Here is a 25,353-nt window from a genome sequence, read left to right as displayed (position 1 = left end):
AACAACGGTTGACAATATTATCCTGTAAGGTTAATTTTTTATATGATCAGGACATTTAAGGATAAAGAGGCTGAAAAAATATTTAAGGGTCGTTTTTCCAAAAAATTGCCACAGAATATTCACCACATTGCTGAACGCAAATTGATTTTACTTCACCAATCGACAAATTTAAACGATTTGCGTGTACCACCATCTAATCGTTTAGAGGCTTTGAAAGGCAATCGAAGAGGACAGCACAGTATTCGCATAAATGATCAGTGGCGAATTTGTTTTGAATGGAATGAGGATGGTGTTTATGCTGTTGAAATCGTCGATTATCATTGAGGTGATATTATGAGAGACAGACCTCCCATTCATCCGGGTGAGATTTTGCAAGAAGAATTTTTAAAGCCAATGAGAATCAGTTGTGATCGGCTTGCTCGTGATATTTGCGTTCCCGCAATGAGAATCAACCAAATTATTCGCGAAGAAAAGGGGATTAGTGCAGATATAGCACTCCGACTTGCTCGTTATTTTGGTATGTCGGTTGAATTTTGGACAGGCATTCAAACACATTATGAGATAGAAAAAGCAAAAATGACACTGGCTGACCGAATAGAAAAAGAGGTTAAGGTTTTTGCACCGGTATAGTTGTACAGTATTGACAGAAAAAAAGAAACTGCCTCCAGATATTTTTTGGATGGCAGTTTTTTATTATGGGGTAATTTTCAATAGTTCAGCCACTTCTTCTGATGTGCGGTATTTGCCGTCAAAAAGTTGGAGAAGATAGAGTTGATAGGTCACGTAGCGACTCAGGACGATCGTGTGGTCTTCACCTGCGAGGTGGCGTTGCCAAAGCTTGGAGGTTTCAGATGTGTTATAGAGAAAATGGTCGCCTAAATTTTTACCCGGCGATTGGCGCAACCAATTGGCGTAATCGGCAAAGGTCTGGGACGTGGGGTTGCGCAATCCTGTGAGTCTCCGCAGGATTTTGACCGTCCAGGAAGAATGGGATATGGGAAATCCCGTGGCCTGATAGGGTATATCCTTGAAGTATTCAGGAAAGGTCTCGAGAAGCATTTTTCGATAGAGGCGATTGTTGGCTTTTTGTTGCAGGGGAATAGAATAGAGAAATTCCTGCACCTGATTGTCGAGGAATGGCAAGCGGTATTCAAGCCCGTGCAAAAGTCCCAGACGGGGACCGTGAATGGTGAATCCGCGCATGCGCCAGTCTATGTAAAAAGCGTGTGCCGATCCCGCCTTGTTAAATGCGGTTTCGAGGTATTGGGCTGTGTTGCGATCTGCCTGGATATGTAGCTTATTTTTCAGGTAAACAGAGAGTCCTTTTGGATGAAATAGATGGCCCGCACCTGCTAATCCATCGCCACCTGCGCCATTGAGACAGATATCACAGGCCTCTTTCTGTTGTTTGAGATGTTCAATCCCGTGCATATGGAGCAGGTCAAGCGCGCCATCGGCATACCACACGCCGGAGATTCTCGGCAAGAGCCAATTTTGACTGTGGATGGGGAGAACAGTGTGTGGCGCGTTTTTTACTGATGCGGCCTGGGCTGCAATGCGAACATCTGCGCTGTCGGGGTGACCAAATGTGAAGATTTGGGGCGTGCTGGGCATGGCGGCGAGGATCGCACGCGAATCGAGACCTCCGCTGAGAGCGAGACCAGTTCGTCCTGTGGTTCTCTGTTCTACGGCAGTGCGAAAACGCGTGCCCAATTCCTGTGCCAATTCGCGTTGGCTGTGATGCCCAGTGAGAGGGGCAATTTCATCCCAGGACCAGTAGCGCTGCTGTGTAAGACTACCGTCGGAAATGCGAAATGTCATTTGCGTTGCAGGAGGCACGGGCGCGACGTCTTTGAGCCAGGTGCGATCAGAAGGCAATTGTCCGGTAGAGAAAAACATGTCGCGGGAAATGGGGTCAATCACAGGCGAAAATTCGGGAAGCGCGAGGAAGGCTTTGGTCTGAGACGCCCAGGTAATTCGATTGCCCAGGCGCGTCCAGTAGAGCGGACGCAAGCCATAGCGGTCGGTGATAATGTGCAGTTCATTTTTGTGCGTATCAAAAACCACGCCAGAAAAAATGCCATCAATGCGGTTCAATTGTTCGCGCTTGCCTGTGATAGTCTGAACCAAAAATTCTGGGTCAGAAGTAGCAGAGCGAGTCAGCGCGGCGCGGTTAAAAAATTCGCCATCGAGATAGGCAATATGTCCCATTTGTGTCTGGCAAACAGGGGGTGTCGTACGCCAATCTGGCGCGAATGCAACGCCCGCAATATGCGGGGCAAAAGTGATACGGTGAGCTTTTGGGTGTACGACAAGGCTATCTGCCATGCGCGTGAGCGTGCGGGTGAGTTCGCGAGGGGTAAGAGGCGATTGAGAGATGAATCCGGCGAGCATAAAAAAATACCTGTCTGAATGCCAATTGAAGTTTGTTCGGGATTAGATGTAGTCAATATAAGGAAATCTTTATAATTTCACTTTTCATTTTTCGCTTTTATAGGTACAATAAGACAGTCCTAATATCATCGCATTTAACCACAGAGGTCGGAATGACAGAGAAGAATTACAAGGTTCGCGCAGCGCATTGCAATTGGCGGGCATCGGAGGAAGAAATATACCGGACGTTGCGCCGCATTACAGATCCATTGCATCGGTCGTGGGAAAGGCTGGAAAAAGCCAACCGGATTGTGATCAAGTTCAATATGATGAAGCTACACAATCGCATTATTTACTACATGGGACGGCGGCGCGAGTTGGTCGATGACATGGTTGCACGCGCTGTTTTGCGTTTGTTGCGAGAACGAACCCGTGCGGAAATTATTGCAACGGATACCAATCCCTATACGCGCGAACATTTGATGGGTGAGGATTTTAATTACGCGCATATTTTGAAAGAATACGATGTGGGATTTGTCGATTCAAATGCACCGCCGTTCAAACAGTATGACGTGCCGGGTGGCGGATGTATGTTTGATCGCTATACGCTCAGCGCGTGTTTTGAAGGAGCTGAGGTGGTTTCTGTGGCCAAGATGAAAAATCATCTGTTTATGGGGGTTACGCTTTGCATGAAAAACCTCTTTGGCCTGCCCCCAATCACGCTGCCACACGGCCGCGTGAGATCCTATTATCACCACTTTATCCGCCTGTCTTATGTGTTGCCCGATTTGGGATTGATCACCCAACCTTGTCTGAATATTGTGGATGCACTAACCGGACAATGGGGTAGAGAATGGGGCGGACAGGGGCGTATTTGCAATGCGTTATTAGCCGGTGACCATGTAACCGCAACCGATGCATGTGGTGCCCATTTGATGGGTCACGACCCCGCGTCCGATTGGCCCAATCCGCCGTTTCGACGCGACCGCAACCATTTGTTGATCGCAGACAGGCGCGGTTTTGGTACGGTTGATCTACGCGAGATTGATTTTCATAGCGAGGTATCTGCCCCCCTGGCCGAGTTTGATTCAGAGCGCACAGATAGCGAGGAAATTGTAGAAAGCTGGCGTCGCACCACCTGTGAGCAGGCTCTGTTTTACCAGGACCGTCGGCGGGATATCGTTGACCGGTATCGGAATGAATTTATCTTTTTACAAGATGGCGATGTGGTCTGGCACGGTGCAGATCCCGCCAATTTGGGCAGTCGCAGGCAGTTGAGCGGAAACAAAAAAGATCAGGGAATGTGGCTCAAGCTGGTCGATCCCGAAGAGATCGAGGGCGAACGCTTTGAGACTTATGAGGCGTGTTTGAGAATGACGGGGTGACGAATAGACGAATAGACGAGAAAAGCGCGAATAGACGAATAGACGAATCCCGCCCCGCCACCCCAAGTTGTTACAAACTCCATCGTTGATTCGCTGATTCGCTGATTCGCTGATTCGTTCAAGTCAGTAAACTTATGCATACCTGTTTAGAAGCAAATACGGCCCATGTCTGGGCGGTGGATTTAGACCGCGAGACATTTGATGGTCACATGTTGGCCGAAACGCTATCGGCAGATGAGTGGGTGCGTGCCGACAGATTTCTCTTTGAAAAGCACCGGGCGCATTTTGTTGCCGCACGCGGATGTCTGCGCGCGATTCTCGCCAAATACATGGAGTGCAAGCCAGGTGAACTGGCTTTTTTTTATGGAGAACACGGCAAACCCGCTCTGGCATCTCCGTGGGATAAATCTCAATTGCGATTCAATTTGAGCCATTCGGCAGGGCTGGCCCTTATTGCGGTTTCTCTGCGCTGTGAAATTGGAGTTGATATTGAGCATCTCAGTCGCAAGGTCGGCCATATGCAGGACCTTGCGAAACGTTTTTTTGCACCTGGTGAATACAAGCAGTTGTGTGCGTTGCCGCGAAAAGAACGGCGTCGGGCTTTTTTTTGTTGCTGGACGCGCAAAGAAGCATATCTGAAAGCTGTGGGCACGGGTCTTGCCCAGTCATTAAAAAATTTTGAAGTCAGTTTGGGATGCAAAGCAAAATTGTTGTGGATAAAAGAAGGGAATATAAAAGATTGGACGCTGCTACACCTCGACCCCGCAGAGGGTTATGTCGGGTCGGTAGCGATTGCGAAAAAAGATGTTGAAGTGAAGGTCTTGAAACACTTGTTGCGCGATCTTTGTCTGAATAAGGGTGTGAATTAAAACGCAAGGTGACCGTCCGATTCAGGAGTAGAGATGGATCGTTTACTGGATAATGAACAAAACGGTAGTTTGGATTGGTTGAAACACGCTTTGCCCGAAGGGGAAGATGCACTTATCCGGGTGCAGACCGATCTGGATGAAAAAGGCGACTTCGGAAACCAGTGGGTAGTGGTGACGCGCAATCGCGTACTGGTGCGGCAAAATGGCTCGATTGCAGATATTCCTATTTCAGAAATAGAACTGGCGCGAACAGAGGCTCTGGTGGGCGGTGCGCGTCTGGAAATTCATCGAAAAAATAAGCCGACCATTCACGTTCCGTATTCCCTGACGCAGGCACAAAAATTTTCGGAGACCACGCGAGGGATCGAGCAACTGCGCAAGGGGCAAGAATTTTTTATCAATGCGCATCTGGATCGCACAATCTGCGAATCGTGTGGCAGGCTATTGCCCGAAAAAAATGGGATATGTCCGGCCTGTTTAAACAAATTTGCAACGTTGGGACGCATTGCATCGTATTTGAAGCCCTACAAAACACGCGCGATTGTGCTGGCTCTGGCGTCTATTGTGACGACAGTTGCCGAGTTGATTCCGCCTTACGTGACTAAGCTCATTGTCGATGATGTATTGGTGCTGCCCGAGGGCGTAGAGGCGCTGTACGACGAACGGCTCAGCTTGCTCGGCTGGCTCGTGCTGATTCTGGTGGGTATCCGGCTGCTAACCTGGGGGGCAGAATGGGCGCACGGTTGGACAGTTACGTGGCTTTCCGCACGGGTGACGGCGGATATCCGCAGCCAGCTTTACAGGCGTTTGGAGTTGCTATCCCTGCAATTTTACGACAAGCGGCAAGTTGGCGCAGTGATGTCCCGCGTGACGACCGATAGCAGTCGTTTACAGATGTTTTTGGTCGATGGATTGCCCTATCTGGTGATCGAAGCGATGATGTTGCTGGGGATTCTCGCCGCGCTGTTTATGATGAGTTGGTCACTGGCTATTCTGGTGCTGATTCCCGTTCCGTTAATCATGATCTGGGGATATGCGTTTTATCGGCGGATGCGGAAATATTTTACCAGTTGGATGCAGTCTTGGTCTGACACTATGGCGCGGGTCAATGAAGCGCTCACGGGCATTCGCGTGGTGAAGGCATTTGCACAAGAAAAGCAGGAAATCAGGGTGTTCAAAAGGCGCAATGATAAATTGACGCGCATCGGTATTACCACAGAGGTCAACCGGGGCATTTTTTATAAAACGATGACCCTATTGACCGCGGCCGGCGTGATTATTGTGTGGTATTACGGGGGGCTGGAGGTGATCGATGGGGAGTTGACGCTCGGCACTTTGATGGCTTTTTACAGCTATATGATGTTGCTCTACGGTCCTCTGGAATGGTTTGGGATGGTCAATTCCTGGATGACGCGCGCAATGGCCGGTGCAGAACGCATTTTTGAGATTATCGATACGCCCTCCGAGGCGTACCAAGACCCCAATGCCGTGCCAATGCCGCATATTGGGGGTCGCGTGAAGTTTAATGATGTCACGTTTGGATACGACAAGAGTAAACCCGTGCTTCACGATATCAACCTCGATGTCAAACCGGGGGAGATGATCGGACTGGTGGGAAAATCCGGCGTGGGCAAGACGACAACGGTAAATCTGATTTGTCGGTTCTACGATGTTGACCGCGGAAGCATTGAGGTAGATGGGGTGGATTTACGCGATATTCGGCTGGAGGATTTGCGGTCTCAAATTGGCATTGTGTTGCAAGAGCCGTTTCTATTTTCGGGCAGTATTGCGGAAAATATCGGCTATGGCAAGCCGGGCGCAACATTCGATGAGATTGTGGAAGCGGCCAGGGCTGCCCATGCACACGACTTTATCGTGACAAAACCCGATGGCTACGATACGCTCATCGGCGAGCGCGGAGAATCGCTTTCGGGCGGTGAACGGCAGCGCGTGTCTATTGCACGGGCCATTTTACACGATCCCAGGATTTTGATCTTAGACGAGGCCACATCGTCTGTTGATGTGCAAACGGAAAAACGCATTCAAGATGCGGTGGTGCGATTGGTCAAAGGACGAACGACTTTTGCAATAGCCCATCGTTTGTCCACCCTTCGCAATGCCGACCGGCTGGTGGTGATGGACGCCGGTCGCATTGTGGAAATGGGAACGCACCGCGAATTGCTGGAACAGCGGGGTATGTTTTACAAATTGGTACAGATGCAAGAAGAGATTTCACAGATTATTGCGATTAAGGAATAGGCTCACATGAATTACGTACCAGGAAAGCCATTGATTGAAAAACTCCCGCCATCCGTGGCGAGGAAGCTGGGTGCAGCAAAGTCCAATGGCGAGACTGTGCTGATACAGGTGGGAACGGATCTGGACGAGTCCCTGAATTACAACCCACAGTGGGTAGTGGTGACCGATCAACAGGTACTGGTGATTCCCGAATCGGGTGTGGATGGTACGCAGTCGATGGCGATTGGCGATGTGGAAGACGTGAAAGTGGAGGAGCGCGTGGGGTTGGGCGCCCTGGCGTTGACGCACAAAGCAGGACCTGAAATGCATGTCCCCTATTCGCCATCTCTTACCGCTGTGTTTGCCGAAGTGGCCGATGGAATTCGGCAGTTGAAGGACAATGAGCCGCTAACATTGCCCACAGAATTAGAGCAGACGCAATGCGAGCATTGTGGCAAGAGATTGCCCGAAAAAAATGGGGTATGTGCTGCGTGTTTAAAAAAGTGGCAGACGTTTCGGCGCATTGTGGGTTATATGGCTGCTTATCCCGTGCGACTGGTCACCACCATAGCCCTGACATTTATCAGCGCTTTATTTACGCTGTTGCCACCTAAAATTACGGAGTATGTGATCGACGGTGTTTTGACAACGGGCTGGGACGCGGTTGCAATTCCATTCATTGAGTCAACAGATCGCCTTGATCGATTGGGACTTTTGATCTTAGGGCTTGTTATTATACGGCTGTTAATCTGGGGGGTCGATGTCGTGATGGCTGCGCTGAGTCGATCGTTGGGGTTGCGCGCTATTGGCGATTTGCGGGAAGATCTCTACCGCGCGTTTCAGATGGTGCCCGTTCGCTTTTACGATCGGCGAAAAGTGGGTGCGTTGACGTCTCGCATGAATAATGATACGGACCGCATGGAAGTGATCATGACGTATGATTTTTATTTTGTGTTTTCAAACAGTTTGTTATTTGTCGGTATTCTGGGATTTCTGGCGTGGATGAACTGGCAACTCACGCTGTTTGTCGTGGCACCTATTCCGCTAATTGTGCTCGCGGGCACACGGATATGGTACCGCATTATGACCTTCTGGACGCAGTGGTCGGGAAAGTGGGGCAGGCTATCGGCGCAGTTGAATGAGTCGATTCACGGTATTCGCGTTGTAAAAGCATTTGCACAGGAAGCAAAGGAGAGCGAGCGTTTTGACCAATACAACGAGGATCTGCGCGATGTGGATACCCGGGGCGAACGTGCCTGGTTTGTTTTTTGGACCGTGACAAACCTGTTTATGAACGTGGGGGTGTTTTTTGTGTGGTATTTTGGCGGGCGGCAGATTCTGGGCGGTGAATTGACGCTGGGTGCGTTAATCGCATTTATGAGTTATCTCTGGATGTTGTACCAACCGCTGCGATGGTTTGGCGATTTTTACAGTTATATTTTGCGGGCATTTGCCGGCGCGCAGCGCGTGTTCGAAGTGATTGATTCCGAACCCGAGCCATACCAAAAACCCGATGCTGTGCGCTTGCCCAAAATTGAAGGCCATCTGGAGTTCGAGTCCGTGTTTTTTGGTTATGATCCCGGCAAGCCCGTGCTCAAGGGGGTTGACCTGGAGGTGAAAGCGGGTGAGATGATTGGGCTTGTGGGCAAATCGGGAGCTGGCAAGTCAACGCTGATCAATCTGGTGTGTCGGTTCTACGATCCCGACCGAGGGCGGTTGCTGGTGGATGGTGTACCGATGACCGATGTGAATTTACGCGATTTGCGATCGCAAATTGGGATGGTACATCAACAGCCCTTTTTGTTTGACGGCACGATAGCCGAAAATATCGCCTATGGCAAACCAGACGCGACCTTTGACGAGGTGATGCGCGCAGCAATCGCAGCCGAAGCACACGAGTTCATTGTCAAAAAACCCGATGGTTATGACATGCGGGTAGGGGAAAGCGGTGGGCGTCTGTCGGGCGGCGAGAAACAGCGGGTGTCTATCGCGCGGGCAATTTTGCACAATCCGCGGATTCTCATTCTCGATGAAGCCACGTCTTCGCTGGATACACCGACCGAGAAGAAGATCCAAATGGCGATTGCGCGTTTGGTTGAAGGGCGCACGACATTCGCCATTGCACACCGTTTATCAACTCTTCGCAGCGCGGATCGGCTTGTGGTGATGGATGAAGGCAATATCGCCGAAGTCGGAACGCATCGTGAGTTGATGGACCGGGAGGGCATTTTTTATCGCTTGGTCAAGACACAGCAAGAGACAACGCTGGATATGTTTATGACTGCGGTGGGGATAGAGTTGGAGTAATCCGCAGATGACGCAGATGGACACAGATGAAAAGCGAAGGGTAAGGGGGCTGGGTGGACTGATAACTGACAACAGGAGGTTCGGGGTTGGGGGAGTAATTCTGATTGGAGATTTTGATGGCTACGGATATGCTGGAGATGGAAGTGGAAGAGATTGAAGAAAAAACAGAAGAATGGAAGCCAATACCAATTGAGATGGTGCATCCCGAATCGGTTGACCCGGGTAAGATCCGCTTGTTTAAGGAGCCGCAGTGGATTTTGCGGATGACGATTGAAGGAGATCGGTCCTATACCCGCGTGAAAGTGGTGCGGGCAGCGCCGTTGACGGAACCAGATCGCTATTTTTGCATTTTGGATATCAAGGATGAAGCGATCTGCATGATCAAGGACCTGTCTGATTTGCCTGAAGAGAGCCAGGCTCTGGTTTATGAAGAACTGGACAATCGGTATTTGACAGCGGAGATACAGAAGATCGTGGCGTTGCAAAATGAATACGGGGTAACGTACTGGACCGTCGATACAGACCGGGGCAGGCGCGATTTTGTAGCCAAGTCCGTCGCTGAAAACGCGCAGTGGCTGGGAGAGACGCGATTGATGATTTTTGATGTGGATAACAATCGCTTTGAGGTGCCCGATATACTGGCACTGGACCGCCGCAGTCAGGGGCTGTTGGAATCCGTTGTGTGATGTGAGGGCATCTATCTGCGTCATTACCCAAAAGGGCATTTTCTCAAATGCCCTTTTTTTTCTTGTATGGTCAGTCTTGAATCACTAACTTGTCGAAACTCAGTGAGACATTTGTGCGTCTCACTGCAATCTAAGCAATATCAACAAGTCATTTTAATCCGGTTATCAGGAGGATTTTATGCGCAGGAAAATTGGTCGAATTTTGGCGTGGATTGGTGGGATTACGGTTGGGCTGGTCGCCCTGACCATCTTGTCAGTTGTATTGCTATCTGGCGAAGATCCCGTGCCCGACCAGGTGATTTTGGAGATCAACCTGGAGCAAGGGGTTGCGGAGTATGTGCCCGAAGATCCATTTGCAAAATTAATCTCAGACGATGTGCGCTCGTTGCGCGATGTGGTCGGCGCTTTAGACGCGGCGGCTTCGGATGACCGCGTTGTGGGATTGCTGGCTCGTGGGGGCGGCGCAGCGATGGGATTTGCACAGGCACAAGAGATAAGAGATGCGGTTCTGGATTTTGGAAAAAGCGGAAAACCCACCGCGATTTTTGCCGAGACATTTGGCGAATTCGGGGCGGGTAATGTCGGATATTATCTGGCGACGGCATTTGAGCGCATCTATCTCCAACCCTCGGGCGATGTGGGCTTGATGGGACTGGCGATGGAGCATCCTTTTGTCAAGGGAACATTGGATTCGCTTGGGATTGGTGTGCAGATGGATCACCGGTATGAGTATAAAAATGCGATGAACCTATATACCGAAACCAAATTTACAGACGCACACCGCCAGGCGAGTGAAGCACTTTTAAAGTCGATGGTCGATCAGATGGTCCTGGGTATTTCACAGGCGCGGGGCACAACGCCCGAAGCCGTGCGCGATTTCATTAACCGCGGACCTTTTTTGGCCTTATCTGCCCATGCCGAAGGCCTGGTAGATAGTCTGGCGTATTGGGATGAGGTGCACGGTCTGGTGAAGCGCGAGCATGGCGAAGATACCAAATGGTTGGATATAAAAAATTATCTCAAGCGCATTGATGAAAAACCTTATGGTGAAGGGACAAAGGTGGCGTTGATCTACGGCGTGGGACCTGTGCTTCGCGGGAAGAGTGCCTACGATCCCTTATATGGGTCTGCTACAATGGGCGCAACTACGTTGACCAAAGCTTTTCGCGATGCTGTGAAGGATAAGGATGTACGTGCAATTTTGTTTCGAATAGACTCTCCCGGTGGGTCTTACGTTGCCTCAGATGCGATCTGGCGCGAGGTTGCCAAAGCTAAGAAGGCCGACAAACCAGTAGTTGTATCAATGGGTAATGTAGCCGGATCCGGGGGATATTTTGTGGCGATGAATGCCGATAAAATTGTGGCGCAACCCGGTAGTATCACGGGATCCATTGGGGTATTAGCGGGAAAGTTTGTGACAACTGAATTTTGGGAACGGCTGGGCATTACCTGGGATACGGCGCAGGTAGGCGAAAACGCGCTGATATGGGGCACGGGTGCAGAATTTACGCCCGAGCAATGGGCGAAATTTCAGACGTGGTTGGACCGCATTTATGAAGATTTTACGGCGAAGGTAGCAGAGGGGCGCGACATGTCACAGGCCGATGTTCACGCCGTGGCAAAGGGACGAATCTGGACTGGGGAGGATGCCAAAGCGCATGGCCTGGTCGATGAATTGGGCGGCATGAAGACTGCGATGAGTCTGATTCGTGAGGCATTGGAATTGGAAGCTGATGCATCTCTCAATCTCGTGGTATTTCCCAAAGAAAAGACGCTAATAGAACAGGTGATGGAAAAAGGGTTGATCCGCACGCTGAGCAGGGACGATGCGTTGGAGAGACTCACCACAGAGTTGCAACCCGTTTTTCACTTTGCGCGCACAGTGAGGCAGCCGCGACAGGTTTTGGAGATGACACCCATGGATATTCGGTTAGACGAATAGACGAATAGACGAACCCCGCCTCGCCCCCCAAAGTTAGTCAGAACTGCGTCGCTGATTCGTAGATTTGCTGATTCGCTGATTCGTAGATTCGTAGATTCAAGGAGGGCATGATGATTACCGCAGATTTTGAAGCGTATTTGACAGATGACTGGTATGGGCAGCAGATAACGATTGACGCTTTGCTGGAATGTGAAGCCGAAGCGGGATTTGAGATGGCAGTGGTGATGCCGCAGACCAAGCCCCTTCCAGATAATGATGGGTTGCTCGACAAGACAGCGGGACATCCCCAGCTTTTGCCCTGTCCGCTCGTGGATCCGCATTGGGGCGAAGAAGGGATTTCTGCTTTGAAGACGTATGTTGATCGCGGTGCTCAGGGCGTGAAGCTGATGGGTGCTATTCACAAATACAATGTGGATGATCCCATGGTCATTCCTTTTGTTGAGACGGCGCGCGACCTGAGGATTGTGGTATCGATTCATTCTGGGCGCGACAACTGCAGTGCCGAGCGTATTGGCAATGTGGCGCGACAAGTGCCTGGTGTGCCGATTATTATGGATCACATGGGCTTTCCCGATGGGTTTGACACAGCGCTTGAAGTATGTCGTGAATGCCCCGATGTTTATCTGGGCACAACGATTCTGCGATTTCACAAGTTGTGGGCTATTAACCCCGAAGAAACCGTACCGAATGAGGTCAAACAGGCTGTTGAAGAATTGGGACCCGAACGGATTGTTTTTGGGTCCAATTTGCCGGAATATCGCCCGATTCAGGTCAAGCGGGCAATTCAGCGGTTGGAATTGGGGGACGAGGCGGAAGCACTGATCTTCGGAGGTAATTTGGGACGGATTTATGGGATTGAATGAAGTGTGAAGTGTGAAGTGTAAAATAAAAAAATGGGCGGCCTGTGGGCACGCCCTTTTTTTACTTTTTATCTTTATTTGTGTTTATCGCTGTCTTCTTTTTATAATTTTCCTTGATTTTTTTTCATAAACTTGTTTAAATCTTTGGTTTTGAAAAATTAGTCGTCCTTCCCCATTTTTCAGGAGGTTAGTTCCAGAATGATTCGAGTTGAGAATTTGGAGAAGTTCTACGGCGACATTCATGCACTCAAGGGCATTGATTTTGAGATTGACGACGGGGAAATCGTCGGGTTCCTGGGTGCAAATGGCGCGGGTAAATCCACAACATTGAAAATTATGACGGGCTTTTTAGCACCAAGTGCTGGGAATGTCTTTATAGACGACCTGAATATTCAGGACCATTCGCTGGATATTCGCGAGCAAATCGGCTATTTGCCCGAAATGAATCCTCTGTATGGGGAAATGAGAGTGTATGACTATCTCGAGTTTATATCTCAAGTTCGCGGTATAGACGCCGGAGAGTTCAAAACGGCTTTGGACCGCGTGGTTGATCAATGTGGTTTGCGCGATGTGATTCATCTGCCCATTTCTGCGTGTTCAAAGGGTTATAAACAGCGCGTCGGGCTGTCTGCCGCGATTTTGCACGATCCCAAGGTGTTGATTTTCGATGAGCCGGTCTCCGGGCTGGATCCCAACCAGATTGTGGAGATTCGGAACCTGATTAGAGAATTGGGTCAGCAGAAGATGGTGATTATATCCAGCCATATTTTGCAAGAGATTGAAGCCACTGTGGATCGCATTGTGATTATTGATCACGGCGAAATTGTGGCCAATGGGACGAGTCAAGAGTTGATGGCGGGATTTATGGGGCGCACGCAACTCACGCTCGATGTAAAATACGCCAATGAAGAGAGCCTCGCCGAACTGACCAGCAGCGTTGATGAGATCGAAGTTGCAAATATAGAGGTGGTCGATGGCCACAGTGTTCTGTCGATAGAATACGCCCGTGAGATGGATCCCCGCGAGGCGATTTTTGATTATGCCAAAAACAGTGGCTGGGCCATTTTGGAGATGACACAAAAACAAGTTCACCTCGAAGATGTGTTCCGCGGATTGACTGGGGAAGGAGGGGGCGATGAATAATGTGATGGCGATTTATCGCAAAGAAGTCGGCGCGTATTTCAAAAGTCCTATGGCGTATATTTTTCTGGTATTTTTCGCCCTGTTTAACGGCTATTTCTTTAGCAACACGTTCTTCCTGTTCAGTCAGTCCGATATGCGGGCACTATTTAATATTACGCCGATGATTTATCTGATTTTTGTACCCGCGGTCACGATGGGGGTGCTTGCACGCGAGAAAAGCGCGGGCACCCACGAGTTGATGGCGACACTCCCGATTAAAAATATTGAACTTGTGATTGGGAAGTATTTGTCGGCATTTACCCTGGTGTTGGCCGGGTTGGGTTTTACGCTGATACATTTTTTGACACTTTTGACCGTTGGTACAAATATCGACTACGGCGGCATAATCTGTGGGTATTTGGGACTGGCTCTGGTGGGTGCATTTTACGCAGCTATTGGCACATTCACGAGCAGTTTGACGGATAATCAGGTGGTTGCCTTTATTCTCGCAGCGGTATTCGTGTTGGGATTTTATCTGCTCGATAAATTGCTGATTTTTGTGCCAGCAGCCCTTGCTAGCCCCCTTCAGTTTATGGCGGTCGATTACCATTTGTCCAATATGTCGCGCGGGGTTGTAGATTCGCGCAATCTGGTGTATTTCGGCTCGCTGATCTGGTTGTTTTTGGCGCTTACAGTGCGCGTTATTGACATGCGGAAGTGGAGGTAGTCATGCCTGCGATTGATTCCAAAAAGAGCTTTGTAATTTTTATTGTCGTTGCTATCGCGCTTGTGGCACTCGGCAATCTGGTTTCTCGCAACTTTTTCTTTCGGCTGGACCTGACGGAGAATCAGATTTATTCGCTGTCGCCATCGAGCAAGGTGATACTCGAGAAGATCGACGATTTTTTGACTGCTAAAGTCTATTTTTCCGAAAATTTGCCCGGGCAATACGGCAATACGCGGCGGTATTTGCAGGATATTCTGGAAGAATATGCCGCGTATTCTGATGGCAATTTTCGGTTTGAGTTTTACAGACCCGATGACGATGAAAAATTGGCGCTTGACGCGCAAAAATCCGGTATTCAGCCCGTGCAATTGCAGGTACTCGAAAACGACAAATTTGAGGTGAAGCGCATTTATATGGGAATGGTGTTGCTCTACGGCGATAAGCGAGAGGTGTTGCCGGTTATTCAAACGACCACGGGACTGGAATACGAGATTACAACGCGAATTAAAAAACTGGTTGACGATAACCGCTCTGTAGTTGGGGTGGCGAATACCGGGGCTTCGGCACCGGCAATGGAGCGGGTGAGTGCGCGACTTCGGGAAGCCTACGACGTGCGCTCGGTCTTTTTGAGTGCCGGCGTGCCCGACGATATTGAAATGTTGCTCGTCAATGGGGTTGTCGATTCTCTGTCTGAAGATGCACTCGGTGCGCTGAGGATCTATATCAACTCGGGAGGCAATCTGTTTTTGGCGCAAAGCAAGATCAATGGCGACCTTCAGGCGCAGCGCGGGACGCCCATTCAGTCCAATATCTTCGAGGTGCTCGAACCATTTGGCGTGAGTCTGGCTGACAACCTGGTGATGGACCGGATTTGTGGCACGGTTACAGTATCTCAGCAGCGCGGATTTTTCCGCTTTAATTCGGCTGTGGAGTATCCTTTCTTTCCAGTGTTGCAATCTTTTCCCGATCACGAAATAGTCAGTGGCCTGGAACAAGTTCAGATGCTGTTTTCCAGTGAGATTGTTTACGATACTGCTGATTCAACGCGCCTTGTGAAGCCTTTGCTGGTCACATCGGACCATTCGGGTGCAGCGGCCGGGTTTATCAATCTCAATCCCATTCAAAATCAGGCATTCCAATCGCTCAACGAACCGGGCAAGGTAGTGGGAGTTTATGCGACAGCTACCTCAGATAGTTTGGAAAATGTGATGAGCCAATTGGTGCTGGTTTCTACGACCGATTTTCTACTCGACGGAGGAGGAGGACAGGTGCCATCCAATGGGATTTTTGTGATGAATGCGGTAGATGTGCTCATTGGTGACCGCGACCTCGTGGCTTTGAGATCGCGCGAGATTACGACGCGACCGTTGCAAACTGTGGAGGATACGACTCGAACCACGGCAAAAACCCTCAATATTGCGCTACCCGTGCTGCTGGTCATTGTCTTAGGTCTGGTACAGTGGCGGCTTGTGGTGGCACGTGCAAAGCGATTGGAGGCACTCTATGAATAATTTAAAATGGCTTCTCATCGGGATTGCAGTACTGCTGGGTCTTTACGCGCTTTTGCAGGTGCGAGAAAGCGGATATACGACCCCTACAGGCCAGGTCTTTCCCGAAAATACTGATGATATTTACAGGATTGAAATGATGGCAAAGGGCGATAGTCTGACGCTGCACAAGAAGGATCTTGAGTGGACGATTGTGGGACACGATACTCTGAAAATTCGGGATCTGCGAATCACGGCATTGTTTGAGCAGGTGTTGAAGGTAAGTCGCGAGACCACAATGACAGACAAGTCCGACAACTGGTCTAAGTATGCCGTAGATGACGCGATGGGAACGCATGTTGTGATCTATAATGCGAAAGATGAGTTACTCGCGCACGCGGTATTCGGCAGGTCGAGTACCGATTGGGCGCGCAATTATGTGCGGATTGGAGATGGTCCAGAAGTGTATTTGACGGACCGAAGCATCGTCTATCAGGTCAGCACCGATGCAACATTCTGGGGAGAGAAACTGCCTGATTTCGCACCAGCAGCGGTGGATTCCTCAGATGTAGCTCCCGCACCCACAGTAGTGGATTCAACTAAAGCAGGAGACGAAGGATAGACTAGGTAGGTGAAAAAATAAAAAAGGCCATGGTTTAAATCACCATGGCCTTTTTTTAATGTATCGAAAAAAAACGTAAAGACCGAAGGAGAGTGGACCAAGGCCAACGACCAGAACGCGCCAGAGGATTTTTTGGTCGGGGGACAAATAGGAAAAGCCCGGCGCGATTTTTCGGCGGGCTTGAAGATCGGCAAATTGTGGGCCATGTGTGAGATAGGCAACGGCATTGAGCAGGAATTGTTCGTGTTGAAAACCCGGCGCATAGAGATACTCATTTTTGAACATTTCAGAACTGCCGATTAGCAGCAGATGGCCTTGGGGATTGGGCATTGGGTGCGTGAGGGTGGGGGATGATGCATTGAACTCGGCCAGGGGAAATGTGCCCGTCACGAGTAGTGCGAGAGATTGGTGGCTCAAAAGAAGTGAGTCTGGGGAAAATGCAGTTTTAGGCAACCACCCGCCCGACCAGTGGTATGCCCAGGTGCGGTTTGACGTGCTGATCAGAGGGGTTACCGTCAGATTGTACATCTGTAGCCGATGCGGATCTGGCACAAAGCGATTGCCCCAGATAAAGAGCTGATCGCCGAGTTGCCGCGCAATGGGCAATGTGGTATCAAAATGTGGCGGAACAGCCCGGATGAGAAAGGGTAGAGCCACTTCCTGGGCGTCGTATTCGCGGACTGCGCGTCTATAAATCTGGGTTTCAAGGGCGAGGCGCGAGCGGGTTTGATCCATGAGCACTTCGCGCGCCTGTGGAATGCCCAGAGGTTCCAGATAGCGGTTGAGGTCCTGGTATTGGGGCTGAGGCCAGTACACGGTTTCAAAATCTCCACCTGAGTACTGGCGCTGTTGGATATTGTAGTGTTGTAGTGCGACAATGGCGCGACCACCCCGAGCGAGGTGCTGACTCAAAAGGGCGATCATGGGGCTGGCATCTCGGCGCGGTTGCATCCAGATTACGAGGTCGGTTTGCGGCGGGAGATGGGGGGTGCGCGGATTGACATAGCTTACGCGGTATCCATACGTAAGCAAAAGCGTTTTTAGTTCACTGAATACATCGGCACCTCTGGGGGGAGACAGGTGTTTCTGGCGATACTCATGTGCCTCGGCGGGGGAGAGGCGCGGGGATTCTGAGATAAGGGCAATATGGGGCGTTTTTCCCGTGGATAGACGAAGAGTAGCCGTTGTGAGCAAAAATTCGAGGTGATCTGTTGTTTGGTCATCTAAACGCGGGATGATTGTCGCGCTGCCGGGATAGTGTAGCAAGAGGCCGCTGATAACGGATTGAGAAATTTCTACGTCATCCCGCACGGTTTTCACCTGATATGGGCGCAGGCCAATGCGGTTGAGATAAGCTGTTGACAGATCTTTTGGTCGTCGAAGCGTGTAGTTTATGCCGAGGCTGTTGAGTCGCGCAACGGTCTCCATTTCTACTTTTTTTAGTGCGGGTGGAAGATGCGCGCGAGTGGGGATGATCAAGTCGGTTTTTGGGATTTGATTTTGAATTTGCTCCCGAGAAAATGACAAAGGGGTATGTATTTTTTCGGCTGTGAGGTCAAGTAATTGGCCCCACTGGTAGGCCCAGAGGCGGGAGGCGAGAATCAGCACCAATATCGCAATACATGTACGTAAGGAGAGATGTCCAAAAGATACGCGCATATGGCTATAGTACAAGCACACGCCCAGGATTAGAAGGATCAAGGGGACAACGAATACGACACAGACCCGCCAGATCACACGCGAAGTCGCGCTCAGTTGTGGTATTGGCGGCGATGATGGTCTTTTAACGCGACCGCGCAAAATGCGGTCGTGGTCGGTGAATGTGCGCATGATTGTCTGAAGAAAGACACGATGCGCGTAGTTGGGTTGATTAAATATGCCATTGAGGAACGGACTGGACGTCGCGAGCACCAGAATTTCTCCTTTCCACGGATCCTTGTGTCTGAGCCGCAGCATCACATTTTGTTTGCCTATTGTGGGTGCTTCCTTCAGGTGGCTGTTTGTAAATGGCCCTGTTGGAAGGGGTTGTATATACGCATTATCCGTGGTTGTGCCCAGAATATCGGGGTGATAGCCCGCTTCGGATACCGCACGCGAATCGACTGTCAGCGCACCTGCCGATACAAAATTCAGCGCGCCTCTGGCTGGTGATAAAAAGCCTTTGAGGTCGTAAAAACCCGGCATAACGCGCAGGTGAAAGGGGGCATTGATCTGGTGGATTTTATTTTTTTTATCGCGAAATAAAATCGGCCCCTGGCTCTGATCCATCAAAAGATCGGATTGTGGGCGTATTCCCAGAGGTGCCAGAATTTTTTCCCAGGTCGCGTTGAAATATGCGCGGTATGTTACTTCTCCAGTATCATTGACCGAGTAGTCGATGAAATATGGACTGCCTGCAAGCACGACTGTGCGGCCCTTGTCAATCGCGTTTTGAAGGACAGAAGAATTGGCGGATGTGGGATCGAGCCAGAAGATCACATCCGCATCTGGTGGAATTGTATTGGAATCGGCGAGGGCAATATCACCCCATTGGCCGAGAAATTTTGTGAAGAGACCAAATTGTTGTGGCGCGGAAATCGCGATGACGGGACGTGGGAGATGTGTGGGTGCTTTGAGATGAGCGAGCAGCAGGTGCTCCAGGTAAGGTAAGTCTGAGGATGTGATCCTGGGGATCAAAATTTCGGGATGATCGCCATAAGCGATGACGAGCGAAGACCAGACCGTTTGTTCACCGTGTTCGTCGCGTTGAATATCGCGCACGTGAAAGGGGGCGGCTTTTTTTTCAATGGCGTAAGCGCGTCCAGGTTCAGAGTCCGGATCCACAATGCGGTAATCTATGCGGTCGGGAGCCAGTGCCTTGAGGCGCGCGAGAAAGTTTTGTACGGGTGTTTTTACGCCCTTCAGATGCTTTGCGATATACGTCAGAGAAAGGGGTGCTTCGAGTTTGGTATAAAAGGTTTGTGAATCGGGCGAAAGCGCTGCCGTCAGATACAGGTGTCCTGTGCCCTGATTTTCCAAAAGACGACCTGTGTAAAACACCAGGGCGATAAGAAAAAGAAAGACCAGAGGAATTTTTATCCAATTATCCATATCATCCGCGGTCTCGTTTGAGAGATAGATCGTTCATCCATAAAAAAAAGACACTAAGCAAGGAGAAATAGAGCACTGCCGGCAGGGCAATGATGCCGCGGGTAAAGGCACTGTAGTGCGGGGCAATGGAGAGCGATTCATAGAGCAGGCTGCCGATGTGATATGCGGGAACCAATCCGTCGAGGATTTCAACCACTTTTTCGTGTCCGCTCAATACAAATACAAAACCCAATAGCACTGCGACAACATAAGCGACAATTTGATCGCGCGTAAGCCCCGATGCAAACAGACCAAATGAAAGAAAAAATGCACCCAGGCAGAGCGCGCCTAAATAGGATGAAAAAATCAGACCGAGGTCTGGAGTCCCCAGGACGAGTAGCATAAAAACGATAGGCAAGGTACCCGAGAGGACGATCATGTAAAAGACAAGGGCGGATAAATATTTGCCAAGTACAATCTGGAGAGATTGCAGGGGCATGGTCATCAACAATTCAATGGTGTATTGCGCGCGTTCTTCAGCCCATGAACGCATGGTTATGGCGGGGATAAATGGTATGAGAAAAAAGGGAAGCAGGTCAAAATAAGGTGCCATTTCGAGTACGCCATTGAGAAAAAAGGCGTTCATAAATGTCGAGCAGGACAGAATGATGAAAACCGAGGCATAGATATAGGCAATTGGCGTGTCAAAATAGGCATTAATTTCGCGGGTAAAGATCACGCCAATACCCCGTGCAAAGGCCTTTGGGCGCAAGCGATCGGGCATGCGCGATTTCTCCTTAATTTTGCTGATGTATAAGATGGGTAAAAATGGCTTCAAGATCCCTGGACTGCGCCGTTTGTTGCGCCAGATCATCTATGCGGCCATCAGCCAACAAATTGCCCTGATGTATTATTAGCACGCGATCAGATAGGGTAGAGACTTCATGTATAATATGGCTGCTGAATAAGATAATCCGATTTTTGCTGAGGGATTGGATCAAGTCCCGGAATGCCAGAACTTGCAGAGGATCAAAACCGTGCGTAGGCTCATCGAGCAGGAGAATAGGCGGATCATGGATGAGAGCAGCCCCTACACCGATGCGCTGGCGAAATCCCGTGGAACACTGGTCGATGCGTTTGTATAGATGAGGAGAGAGACCGCATATATCGACAATCCAGGCGAAGTTTTTTTCGAGAACATCGCCTGAGAGGCCGCGCGCTTTGCCACAAAATCTCAAAAATTTATCCACGCGCATTGCCTGATAGAGCGGCGTATCGCCAGAGAGGTAGCCGATTTTGCGGCGTATGGACAAGGAATGTGAAACCACGTCGAGGCCATCAATTGTGATTTTTCCCGAGGAAGGCAAAATATAGGTCGCCAGCATTTTGAGCACCGTGCTTTTGCCCGCACCATTGGGGCCGACAAACCCAACAATTTCGCCAGGCGCGAGTGAAAAGCTGATGTTTTCAACGGCTCTGATTGAACCGTACCATTTTGCGACGTCTGTGGCTTGAATCATGGTAGGACCCGGACTCTGATTTCTTCAATATTCATATCTTAACGCGCAATAGCAAGCGCAATATCTGAGTTTGGGGTTGGAGAGGGGCAATACAGGGTATATATTTGGCACAACTTTATCATAATGCAGACGTTCATCTATATCATTAACCACTGATATCTATGGGCAAACAAATAACAAAAAAAGGCTTTTGTGCCTACTATCTGGGCGGTCTGTTTGTCAGGATGAGCGATAACAATCTCTTTCTGCTCTGTGGCGGCTTGGCTTTTGCCACTCTTTTGTGCCTTGTACCTCTGGTCTTTCTGATCTTCTTCGCACTTGAGGCCATTCTGGACGTGAGGGCGATAGCTCACCTGGTCAATCAAACGGTGGATGTGCTCATCCCATATCCAGAAGAGGCCGAGTATCTGAAGGAGGTTTTATCCTTGCGCGTCTCAGGTGTCATGACCTTCAAACAGGCTTATGGGATTTCGGGTTTGCTGATTTTGATAGTGAGTGCCAGTAGTCTGTTCAGCAGCATGCGAACCCTGCTCAATGCGGTCTTCAAGATCGAACACCATTTAGGACCGAATGGGGATGAGACAGAGTGGGTCGCGATGGACCAGATAAAAAATATAAATACCCCAGGACGCTGGATAAAATTCTTGCAAGGGATTTTGCCAATAGCAGTGGGCAAATTGAAAGATCTCACTATGGTACTTCTGGTAATATATATTTTTCTTCTATTAGTCCTCGCTTTGCCCATCCTATCTACCGTCATCGACACTGCTCCATCTCTGCTGCACACATATATCACCTACTTCTACGGTCTTACCTCCCTCGCCCTGATTTTTGCCGTCTTTCTGGGGTTATACTGGCTGCTTCCATACCAAAAGATCCAGATAAAGATGCTGGCAACAGGCGCTTTTTGGGCTGCTCTGCTGTGGAAATTCACCGAATGGGGCTTTGGCTATTACCTGAGTCACTTCGGTTCTATATCGTATCTGTACGGGGCTTATGTTCTGCTGGTGGTCGTGGCCTTGTGGATATACTTCTCGGCAATTATTTTTATTATAGGCGCTCAGATCGCCCAGCTCTGTCGCGAAAGGCAGGCTGCTGATCTTCAAAGTTCTTTGTTTTAAAAAAAGAAGCCGAGTTTTTTGAAAAACTCGGCTTTTCTGTAACGGCTTACAATACTTAATAGCTGAAATTGTAACTGGCTTTTGCGTACAGGAATGTGCCGCCAAAGCCGTAAGGGCTGTACTCCCCGAATGGCCTGCCGACTATGGGACCCGGGTTGACACCTTCTTCGATATTATCAGGCTCGACATCGAGAATGTTCTGAATGCCAGCAGTTATTGTCGCTCCGTTGCCAAGAGAAAGGCTGGACTCGAGGTCGATCAAAAATGCGTCTCCAAAGACTTGATGCCCCACGCTCCACTCATCCCAGGAACCGTAATAATTGACGCGCCCCAATGCACTCCAATAAGGCGTTATGGGTTTTGACAGGGTCAAGTTTCCGCGGTGTCTGGGAAGACCTTTCTCCAATAGCGTAATGCGTTGTTCGTCGAGAAGGTTAGAGTCGTATTTGGTCACTTCGGTATTGGTGTAGTTATACGCGATACTCAGTTCGCCATGACACCACACCGGGGCCGTAAGAACAAAGTCAATCCCCTGGGTTTTTGTTTCAAAGTCATTGGTAAAAAACGCAAATTCTTGCAGGTTTCTCGCATTGATGCCCGTGGCCTCCAATTGGTCAATTTGTTGAGACGTAAGTGCTTTGTCGCTGGAGGTCGTCATGCGATCTTTCACTGAAATATTGAAATAGTCTATCGTTACATTGAGCGGAGCGATATTGGTATCGACGGGATAAACGTGCTTCGTAAAAATAAAGCCAGCCGAGATATTGACGGACTTTTCCGGTTTAAGCCCTTCGCCACCTACCAATGCCGCTGCGGGATGGATAGAGGGAATTGTGCCTCTATTGACCAAAATAAAATTACCGTTGTCATCTTCTCCAAACTCAGTCGTGACATTAAAGGCATTTTGCTGGCCGGGCGTGGGTGCTCTGAAGCCCGTGCTGAAACTGCCGCGCACGTTCACGTTCTCGTTCAACCCGATATTGGTCGCCACCTTGAAAGTCGTCGTGGCACCAAAATCCTCAAAGTTTTCAAAACGCAGGGCAGCGCCGAGCAACCAGTTTTCCTGTGGACTAAATTCGGCATCTCCATAAATCGCCCAGTTATATCTGCTCCAATTTCCCGCGGCAATATCACCAAAACCGGGGAACCCATTGGAAGCCGAGCTAAATCCTTGACTCGCCAGGGGGCCTATTTCAAAAGACTCGCGCTGACCGGGTACAACTTCAAAATTTTCAGTGCGATATTCAAGACCGGCGGCAAAGAAAAACTCTTCGCTGAATGGGTATGTCACATCAAAGTTGAAATTGGTATCTGTCTGGATATAATCGCCGGGGTTAAATTCCGTTGGCGTGTTGGGCCCCAGAGAAGCATTTACGGTGTTGAAGATGAAGAAATCGGAGTGGTGACGCCCATAAGATGCGCTGAGGTCCCAGGTCAGCAGCGATTGCGTCGAGCCCTTGATACCCGCCAGAAAGGCACGGTCTGTGGTGTTCGCACCAAAGCGGGGCGTGAAGCCACCGGGAAAGAGTTCCTGGAATGTGAACAAATTGGGATCGTCGAAAACCTGTTTTAAGGCTACTGCATCTGGCTCCGAGCAGGTTATGGCTACCACAGGAACATCGCCACCGCTCATGTTGCCGACGAGCAAGGTCGCGACCAGATTGCCGTTGACGCCATCGACAATCCCCAGGGCTTCGGCTTCCGATTTCGTGTAATAGTTCGTGCCGTCCCACATCAATACGGGTCCCTGATATACGGCACCTCGCGTATTGGGATTGCGGAAGTAAAACCCACCTTCAACTTCTTTGCTCGCATAGTTGCCGTGCCCGTAGAACTCCATATTCTCGTTAATGGTGGCACCGTAGTTGACAAAGAGTTTCAGGTCGTCTCTAACAAAGGGTTGACCCCAGGGTTGTGCGGGATCGTTGACCTGGGTATTGCCTACACGTATCAAACGCGCGGCATCGTCGCGCTGGATAGAGCGGTCGGTTTCATCCGTATTCCCATATTCCACGCTGAGGTTGATCCATGTATCGGATGTGCCCAGACCGATATTGCCAGCCAGGGCGTAAGTGCCTCCGTCCCCTTGCCGGAAAATACCGGGTTTGACTTCAATAGAGCCGCCTTCGTAATTGTCTTTGAGCTCGAAATTCAACACGCCGGCAATGGCGTCAGAGCCGTATTGCGCGGATGCGCCATCGCGCAGAACTTCCACGCGCTTGAGGGCAATACTCGGTATGGCGGATATGTCTGGCCCCTGTGCGGCATTGGAGAGACCATTGCCCAGCCAGTAAATTACAGATGCGCGGTGGCGACGCTTGCCGTTGACGAGTACCAGCGCGTGGTCGGGTGCCAGCCCTCGCAGGTTGGGCGGTCGCACGACGGTTGCCGCATCGCTGATCGGCTGGAGATTGACGTTATAAGAGGGCACAACATTTCTCAGCAAGTCCTGTACATCGCTACCGCCTTGCTTGACGAAATCTTCGCCGGTAACCACATCGATGGGCACGGCGGATTCGGTGACAGAACGCGGTTGTGCGCGGGTGCCTATGACCACCAATTCTTCGAGCACGACCACTTCCTCGAGTATATCTGTGAGTGGGGGTAAGGCAGTTGTATCCGCGCTTTCGGTACGCGGTGTTTCTTGTGATACGACAGCACCACTCATCACAAGCAGGGCAACGAGGCCAAGGGCGAGAGACTTGAAATGGAATTTATATTGCATAAAAAAACTCCTTTGTGTTATGAGAACACGGGGGAGAGATGCGGTTGTTGAAAGACGCGTGTGGCAGCCAATCGAATTCTTGTTTAATTGAAAATATAAAAAAAAAAGCCAAACTAAATTTAACCTGACTCATATCTCATTTATCAATAATATAAGGAATAATTTTCGGCCGACATGCCGTCTATATTTTATTTAATTTACAGATTTTTAGGCTATATATCGTCTCCAAAGATAATATTGAGACGATATATACACCTCGTTAAATATTATTCGCATTGATAATTATTACAAAAAAGAAGC

19 protein-coding genes are annotated in these 25,353 nt (G+C 49.7%); 14 read left to right on the top strand and 5 right to left on the bottom strand.

From position 1 onward, the window contains the following. Positions 1-42: 42 nt before the first annotated feature. Together F4Y39_19225 and F4Y39_19220 are read left to right on the top strand one after the other, a co-directional pair. Positions 43-324, top strand: a complete 282-nt coding sequence (locus F4Y39_19225; GenBank protein ID MYC15862.1) for a type II toxin-antitoxin system RelE/ParE family toxin — start codon at positions 43-45, stop codon at positions 322-324. Positions 325-333: 9 nt separating this feature from the next. Beyond that, a complete protein-coding gene (locus tag F4Y39_19220) occupies positions 334-630 on the top strand; it encodes a HigA family addiction module antidote protein (protein MYC15861.1) in 297 nt (98 codons plus the stop codon). Between the two features lie 63 nt (positions 631-693). Here the strand turns inward: F4Y39_19220 and F4Y39_19215 are convergent, their stop codons facing one another. Beyond that, positions 694-2,394: a hypothetical protein gene (locus tag F4Y39_19215; protein MYC15860.1), complete on the bottom strand. Its 1,701-nt coding sequence runs from the start codon at positions 2,392-2,394 to the stop codon at positions 694-696. Positions 2,395-2,546: 152 nt separating this feature from the next. On the opposite strand from F4Y39_19215, the gene F4Y39_19210 reads away from it, so the two are divergent. From F4Y39_19210 to F4Y39_19160, 11 genes are all read left to right on the top strand, one after another. After that, a complete protein-coding gene (locus tag F4Y39_19210; protein MYC15859.1) occupies positions 2,547-3,758 on the top strand; it encodes a DUF362 domain-containing protein in 1,212 nt (403 codons plus the stop codon). A 134-nt stretch (positions 3,759-3,892) separates the two neighbouring features. Further along, the gene (locus tag F4Y39_19205) at positions 3,893-4,627 is read left to right on the top strand and encodes a 4'-phosphopantetheinyl transferase superfamily protein (GenBank protein ID MYC15858.1); all 735 of its coding nucleotides are present in this window, start codon (positions 3,893-3,895) and stop codon (positions 4,625-4,627) included. Between the two features lie 33 nt (positions 4,628-4,660). Further along, entirely contained in the window at positions 4,661-6,886 is a 2,226-nt protein-coding gene (locus F4Y39_19200) for an ABC transporter ATP-binding protein (protein ID MYC15857.1), read from the top strand. Positions 6,887-6,892: 6 nt separating this feature from the next. Then, positions 6,893-9,172, top strand: coding sequence for an ABC transporter ATP-binding protein (locus F4Y39_19195; GenBank protein MYC15856.1), 2,280 nt, complete (start codon positions 6,893-6,895; stop codon positions 9,170-9,172). Between the two features lie 116 nt (positions 9,173-9,288). Then, positions 9,289-9,858 carry a DUF1854 domain-containing protein gene (locus F4Y39_19190; GenBank protein MYC15855.1) on the top strand — a complete coding sequence of 190 codons (570 nt, stop codon included), beginning with the start codon at positions 9,289-9,291 and terminating at the stop codon, positions 9,856-9,858. Positions 9,859-10,036: 178 nt separating this feature from the next. Next, the gene (gene sppA, locus F4Y39_19185; protein MYC15854.1) at positions 10,037-11,800 is read left to right on the top strand and encodes a signal peptide peptidase SppA; all 1,764 of its coding nucleotides are present in this window, start codon (positions 10,037-10,039) and stop codon (positions 11,798-11,800) included. Between the two features lie 107 nt (positions 11,801-11,907). After that, positions 11,908-12,663: an amidohydrolase gene (locus F4Y39_19180; GenBank protein ID MYC15853.1), complete on the top strand. Its 756-nt coding sequence runs from the start codon at positions 11,908-11,910 to the stop codon at positions 12,661-12,663. Positions 12,664-12,858: 195 nt separating this feature from the next. Then, positions 12,859-13,803, top strand: coding sequence for an ATP-binding cassette domain-containing protein (locus tag F4Y39_19175; protein MYC15852.1), 945 nt, complete (start codon positions 12,859-12,861; stop codon positions 13,801-13,803). Continuing rightward, entirely contained in the window at positions 13,796-14,509 is a 714-nt protein-coding gene (locus tag F4Y39_19170; protein MYC15851.1) for an ABC transporter permease subunit, read from the top strand. Before F4Y39_19175 ends, F4Y39_19170 begins: the two co-directional genes overlap by 8 nt. Before the next feature lie 2 nt (positions 14,510-14,511). Next, positions 14,512-16,020, top strand: a complete 1,509-nt coding sequence (locus tag F4Y39_19165; GenBank protein MYC15850.1) for a hypothetical protein — start codon at positions 14,512-14,514, stop codon at positions 16,018-16,020. Beyond that, positions 16,013-16,618 (top strand): DUF4340 domain-containing protein, encoded by a 606-nt coding sequence (locus F4Y39_19160; GenBank protein ID MYC15849.1) that lies wholly within the window; start codon positions 16,013-16,015, stop codon positions 16,616-16,618. Before F4Y39_19165 ends, F4Y39_19160 begins: the two co-directional genes overlap by 8 nt. A gap of 39 nt (positions 16,619-16,657) precedes the next feature. On the opposite strand, the gene F4Y39_19155 is transcribed toward F4Y39_19160, so the two are convergent. The 3 genes from F4Y39_19155 to F4Y39_19145 are packed head-to-tail and all read right to left on the bottom strand — an operon-like array spanning position 16,658 to position 21,207. Next, on the bottom strand, positions 16,658-19,708 hold the full coding sequence (locus F4Y39_19155) for a hypothetical protein (GenBank protein MYC15848.1): 3,051 nt from the start codon (positions 19,706-19,708) through the stop codon (positions 16,658-16,660). A gap of 1 nt (position 19,709) precedes the next feature. After that, the gene (locus F4Y39_19150) at positions 19,710-20,561 is read right to left on the bottom strand and encodes an ABC transporter permease subunit (GenBank protein MYC15847.1); all 852 of its coding nucleotides are present in this window, start codon (positions 20,559-20,561) and stop codon (positions 19,710-19,712) included. After that, complete coding sequence (locus tag F4Y39_19145; protein ID MYC15846.1) at positions 20,485-21,207, bottom strand: ATP-binding cassette domain-containing protein; 723 nt, start codon at positions 21,205-21,207, stop codon at positions 20,485-20,487. Before F4Y39_19145 ends, F4Y39_19150 begins: the two co-directional genes overlap by 77 nt. Before the next feature lie 161 nt (positions 21,208-21,368). Between F4Y39_19145 and F4Y39_19140 the strand changes: the two genes are divergently transcribed. Beyond that, complete coding sequence (locus F4Y39_19140; protein ID MYC15845.1) at positions 21,369-22,328, top strand: YihY/virulence factor BrkB family protein; 960 nt, start codon at positions 21,369-21,371, stop codon at positions 22,326-22,328. A gap of 55 nt (positions 22,329-22,383) precedes the next feature. Here F4Y39_19140 and F4Y39_19135 read toward each other — a convergent pair whose 3' ends face one another. Next, entirely contained in the window at positions 22,384-25,053 is a 2,670-nt protein-coding gene (locus F4Y39_19135) for a TonB-dependent receptor (protein MYC15844.1), read from the bottom strand. Between the last annotated feature and the right edge of the window lie 300 nt (positions 25,054-25,353).

This window comes from Gemmatimonadota bacterium (genome assembly GCA_009838845.1).
Classification (GTDB): Bacteria; Latescibacterota; UBA2968; order UBA2968; family UBA2968; genus VXRD01.
Note: the sequence above shows the minus strand (reverse complement) of the source record. Positions and strands in the feature narration are given on the sequence as shown.

Excerpts from the sequence above, each read along its gene's own strand:
- F4Y39_19225 (MYC15862.1), top strand. The coding sequence starts at position 43 with ATGATCAGGACATTTAAGGATAAAGAGGCTGAAAAAATATTTAAGGGT.
- F4Y39_19220 (MYC15861.1), top strand. The coding sequence starts at position 334 with ATGAGAGACAGACCTCCCATTCATCCGGGTGAGATTTTGCAAGAAGAA.
- F4Y39_19215 (MYC15860.1), bottom strand. The coding sequence starts at position 2,394 with ATGCTCGCCGGATTCATCTCTCAATCGCCTCTTACCCCTCGCGAACTC.
- F4Y39_19210 (MYC15859.1), top strand. The coding sequence starts at position 2,547 with ATGACAGAGAAGAATTACAAGGTTCGCGCAGCGCATTGCAATTGGCGG.
- F4Y39_19205 (MYC15858.1), top strand. The coding sequence starts at position 3,893 with ATGCATACCTGTTTAGAAGCAAATACGGCCCATGTCTGGGCGGTGGAT.
- F4Y39_19200 (MYC15857.1), top strand. The coding sequence starts at position 4,661 with ATGGATCGTTTACTGGATAATGAACAAAACGGTAGTTTGGATTGGTTG.
- F4Y39_19195 (MYC15856.1), top strand. The coding sequence starts at position 6,893 with ATGAATTACGTACCAGGAAAGCCATTGATTGAAAAACTCCCGCCATCC.
- F4Y39_19190 (MYC15855.1), top strand. The coding sequence starts at position 9,289 with ATGGCTACGGATATGCTGGAGATGGAAGTGGAAGAGATTGAAGAAAAA.
- sppA (MYC15854.1), top strand. The coding sequence starts at position 10,037 with ATGCGCAGGAAAATTGGTCGAATTTTGGCGTGGATTGGTGGGATTACG.
- F4Y39_19180 (MYC15853.1), top strand. The coding sequence starts at position 11,908 with ATGATGATTACCGCAGATTTTGAAGCGTATTTGACAGATGACTGGTAT.
- F4Y39_19175 (MYC15852.1), top strand. The coding sequence starts at position 12,859 with ATGATTCGAGTTGAGAATTTGGAGAAGTTCTACGGCGACATTCATGCA.
- F4Y39_19170 (MYC15851.1), top strand. The coding sequence starts at position 13,796 with ATGAATAATGTGATGGCGATTTATCGCAAAGAAGTCGGCGCGTATTTC.
- F4Y39_19165 (MYC15850.1), top strand. The coding sequence starts at position 14,512 with ATGCCTGCGATTGATTCCAAAAAGAGCTTTGTAATTTTTATTGTCGTT.
- F4Y39_19160 (MYC15849.1), top strand. The coding sequence starts at position 16,013 with ATGAATAATTTAAAATGGCTTCTCATCGGGATTGCAGTACTGCTGGGT.
- F4Y39_19155 (MYC15848.1), bottom strand. The coding sequence starts at position 19,708 with ATGGATAATTGGATAAAAATTCCTCTGGTCTTTCTTTTTCTTATCGCC.
- F4Y39_19150 (MYC15847.1), bottom strand. The coding sequence starts at position 20,561 with ATGATCTGGCGCAACAAACGGCGCAGTCCAGGGATCTTGAAGCCATTT.
- F4Y39_19145 (MYC15846.1), bottom strand. The coding sequence starts at position 21,207 with ATGATTCAAGCCACAGACGTCGCAAAATGGTACGGTTCAATCAGAGCC.
- F4Y39_19140 (MYC15845.1), top strand. The coding sequence starts at position 21,369 with ATGGGCAAACAAATAACAAAAAAAGGCTTTTGTGCCTACTATCTGGGC.
- F4Y39_19135 (MYC15844.1), bottom strand. The coding sequence starts at position 25,053 with ATGCAATATAAATTCCATTTCAAGTCTCTCGCCCTTGGCCTCGTTGCC.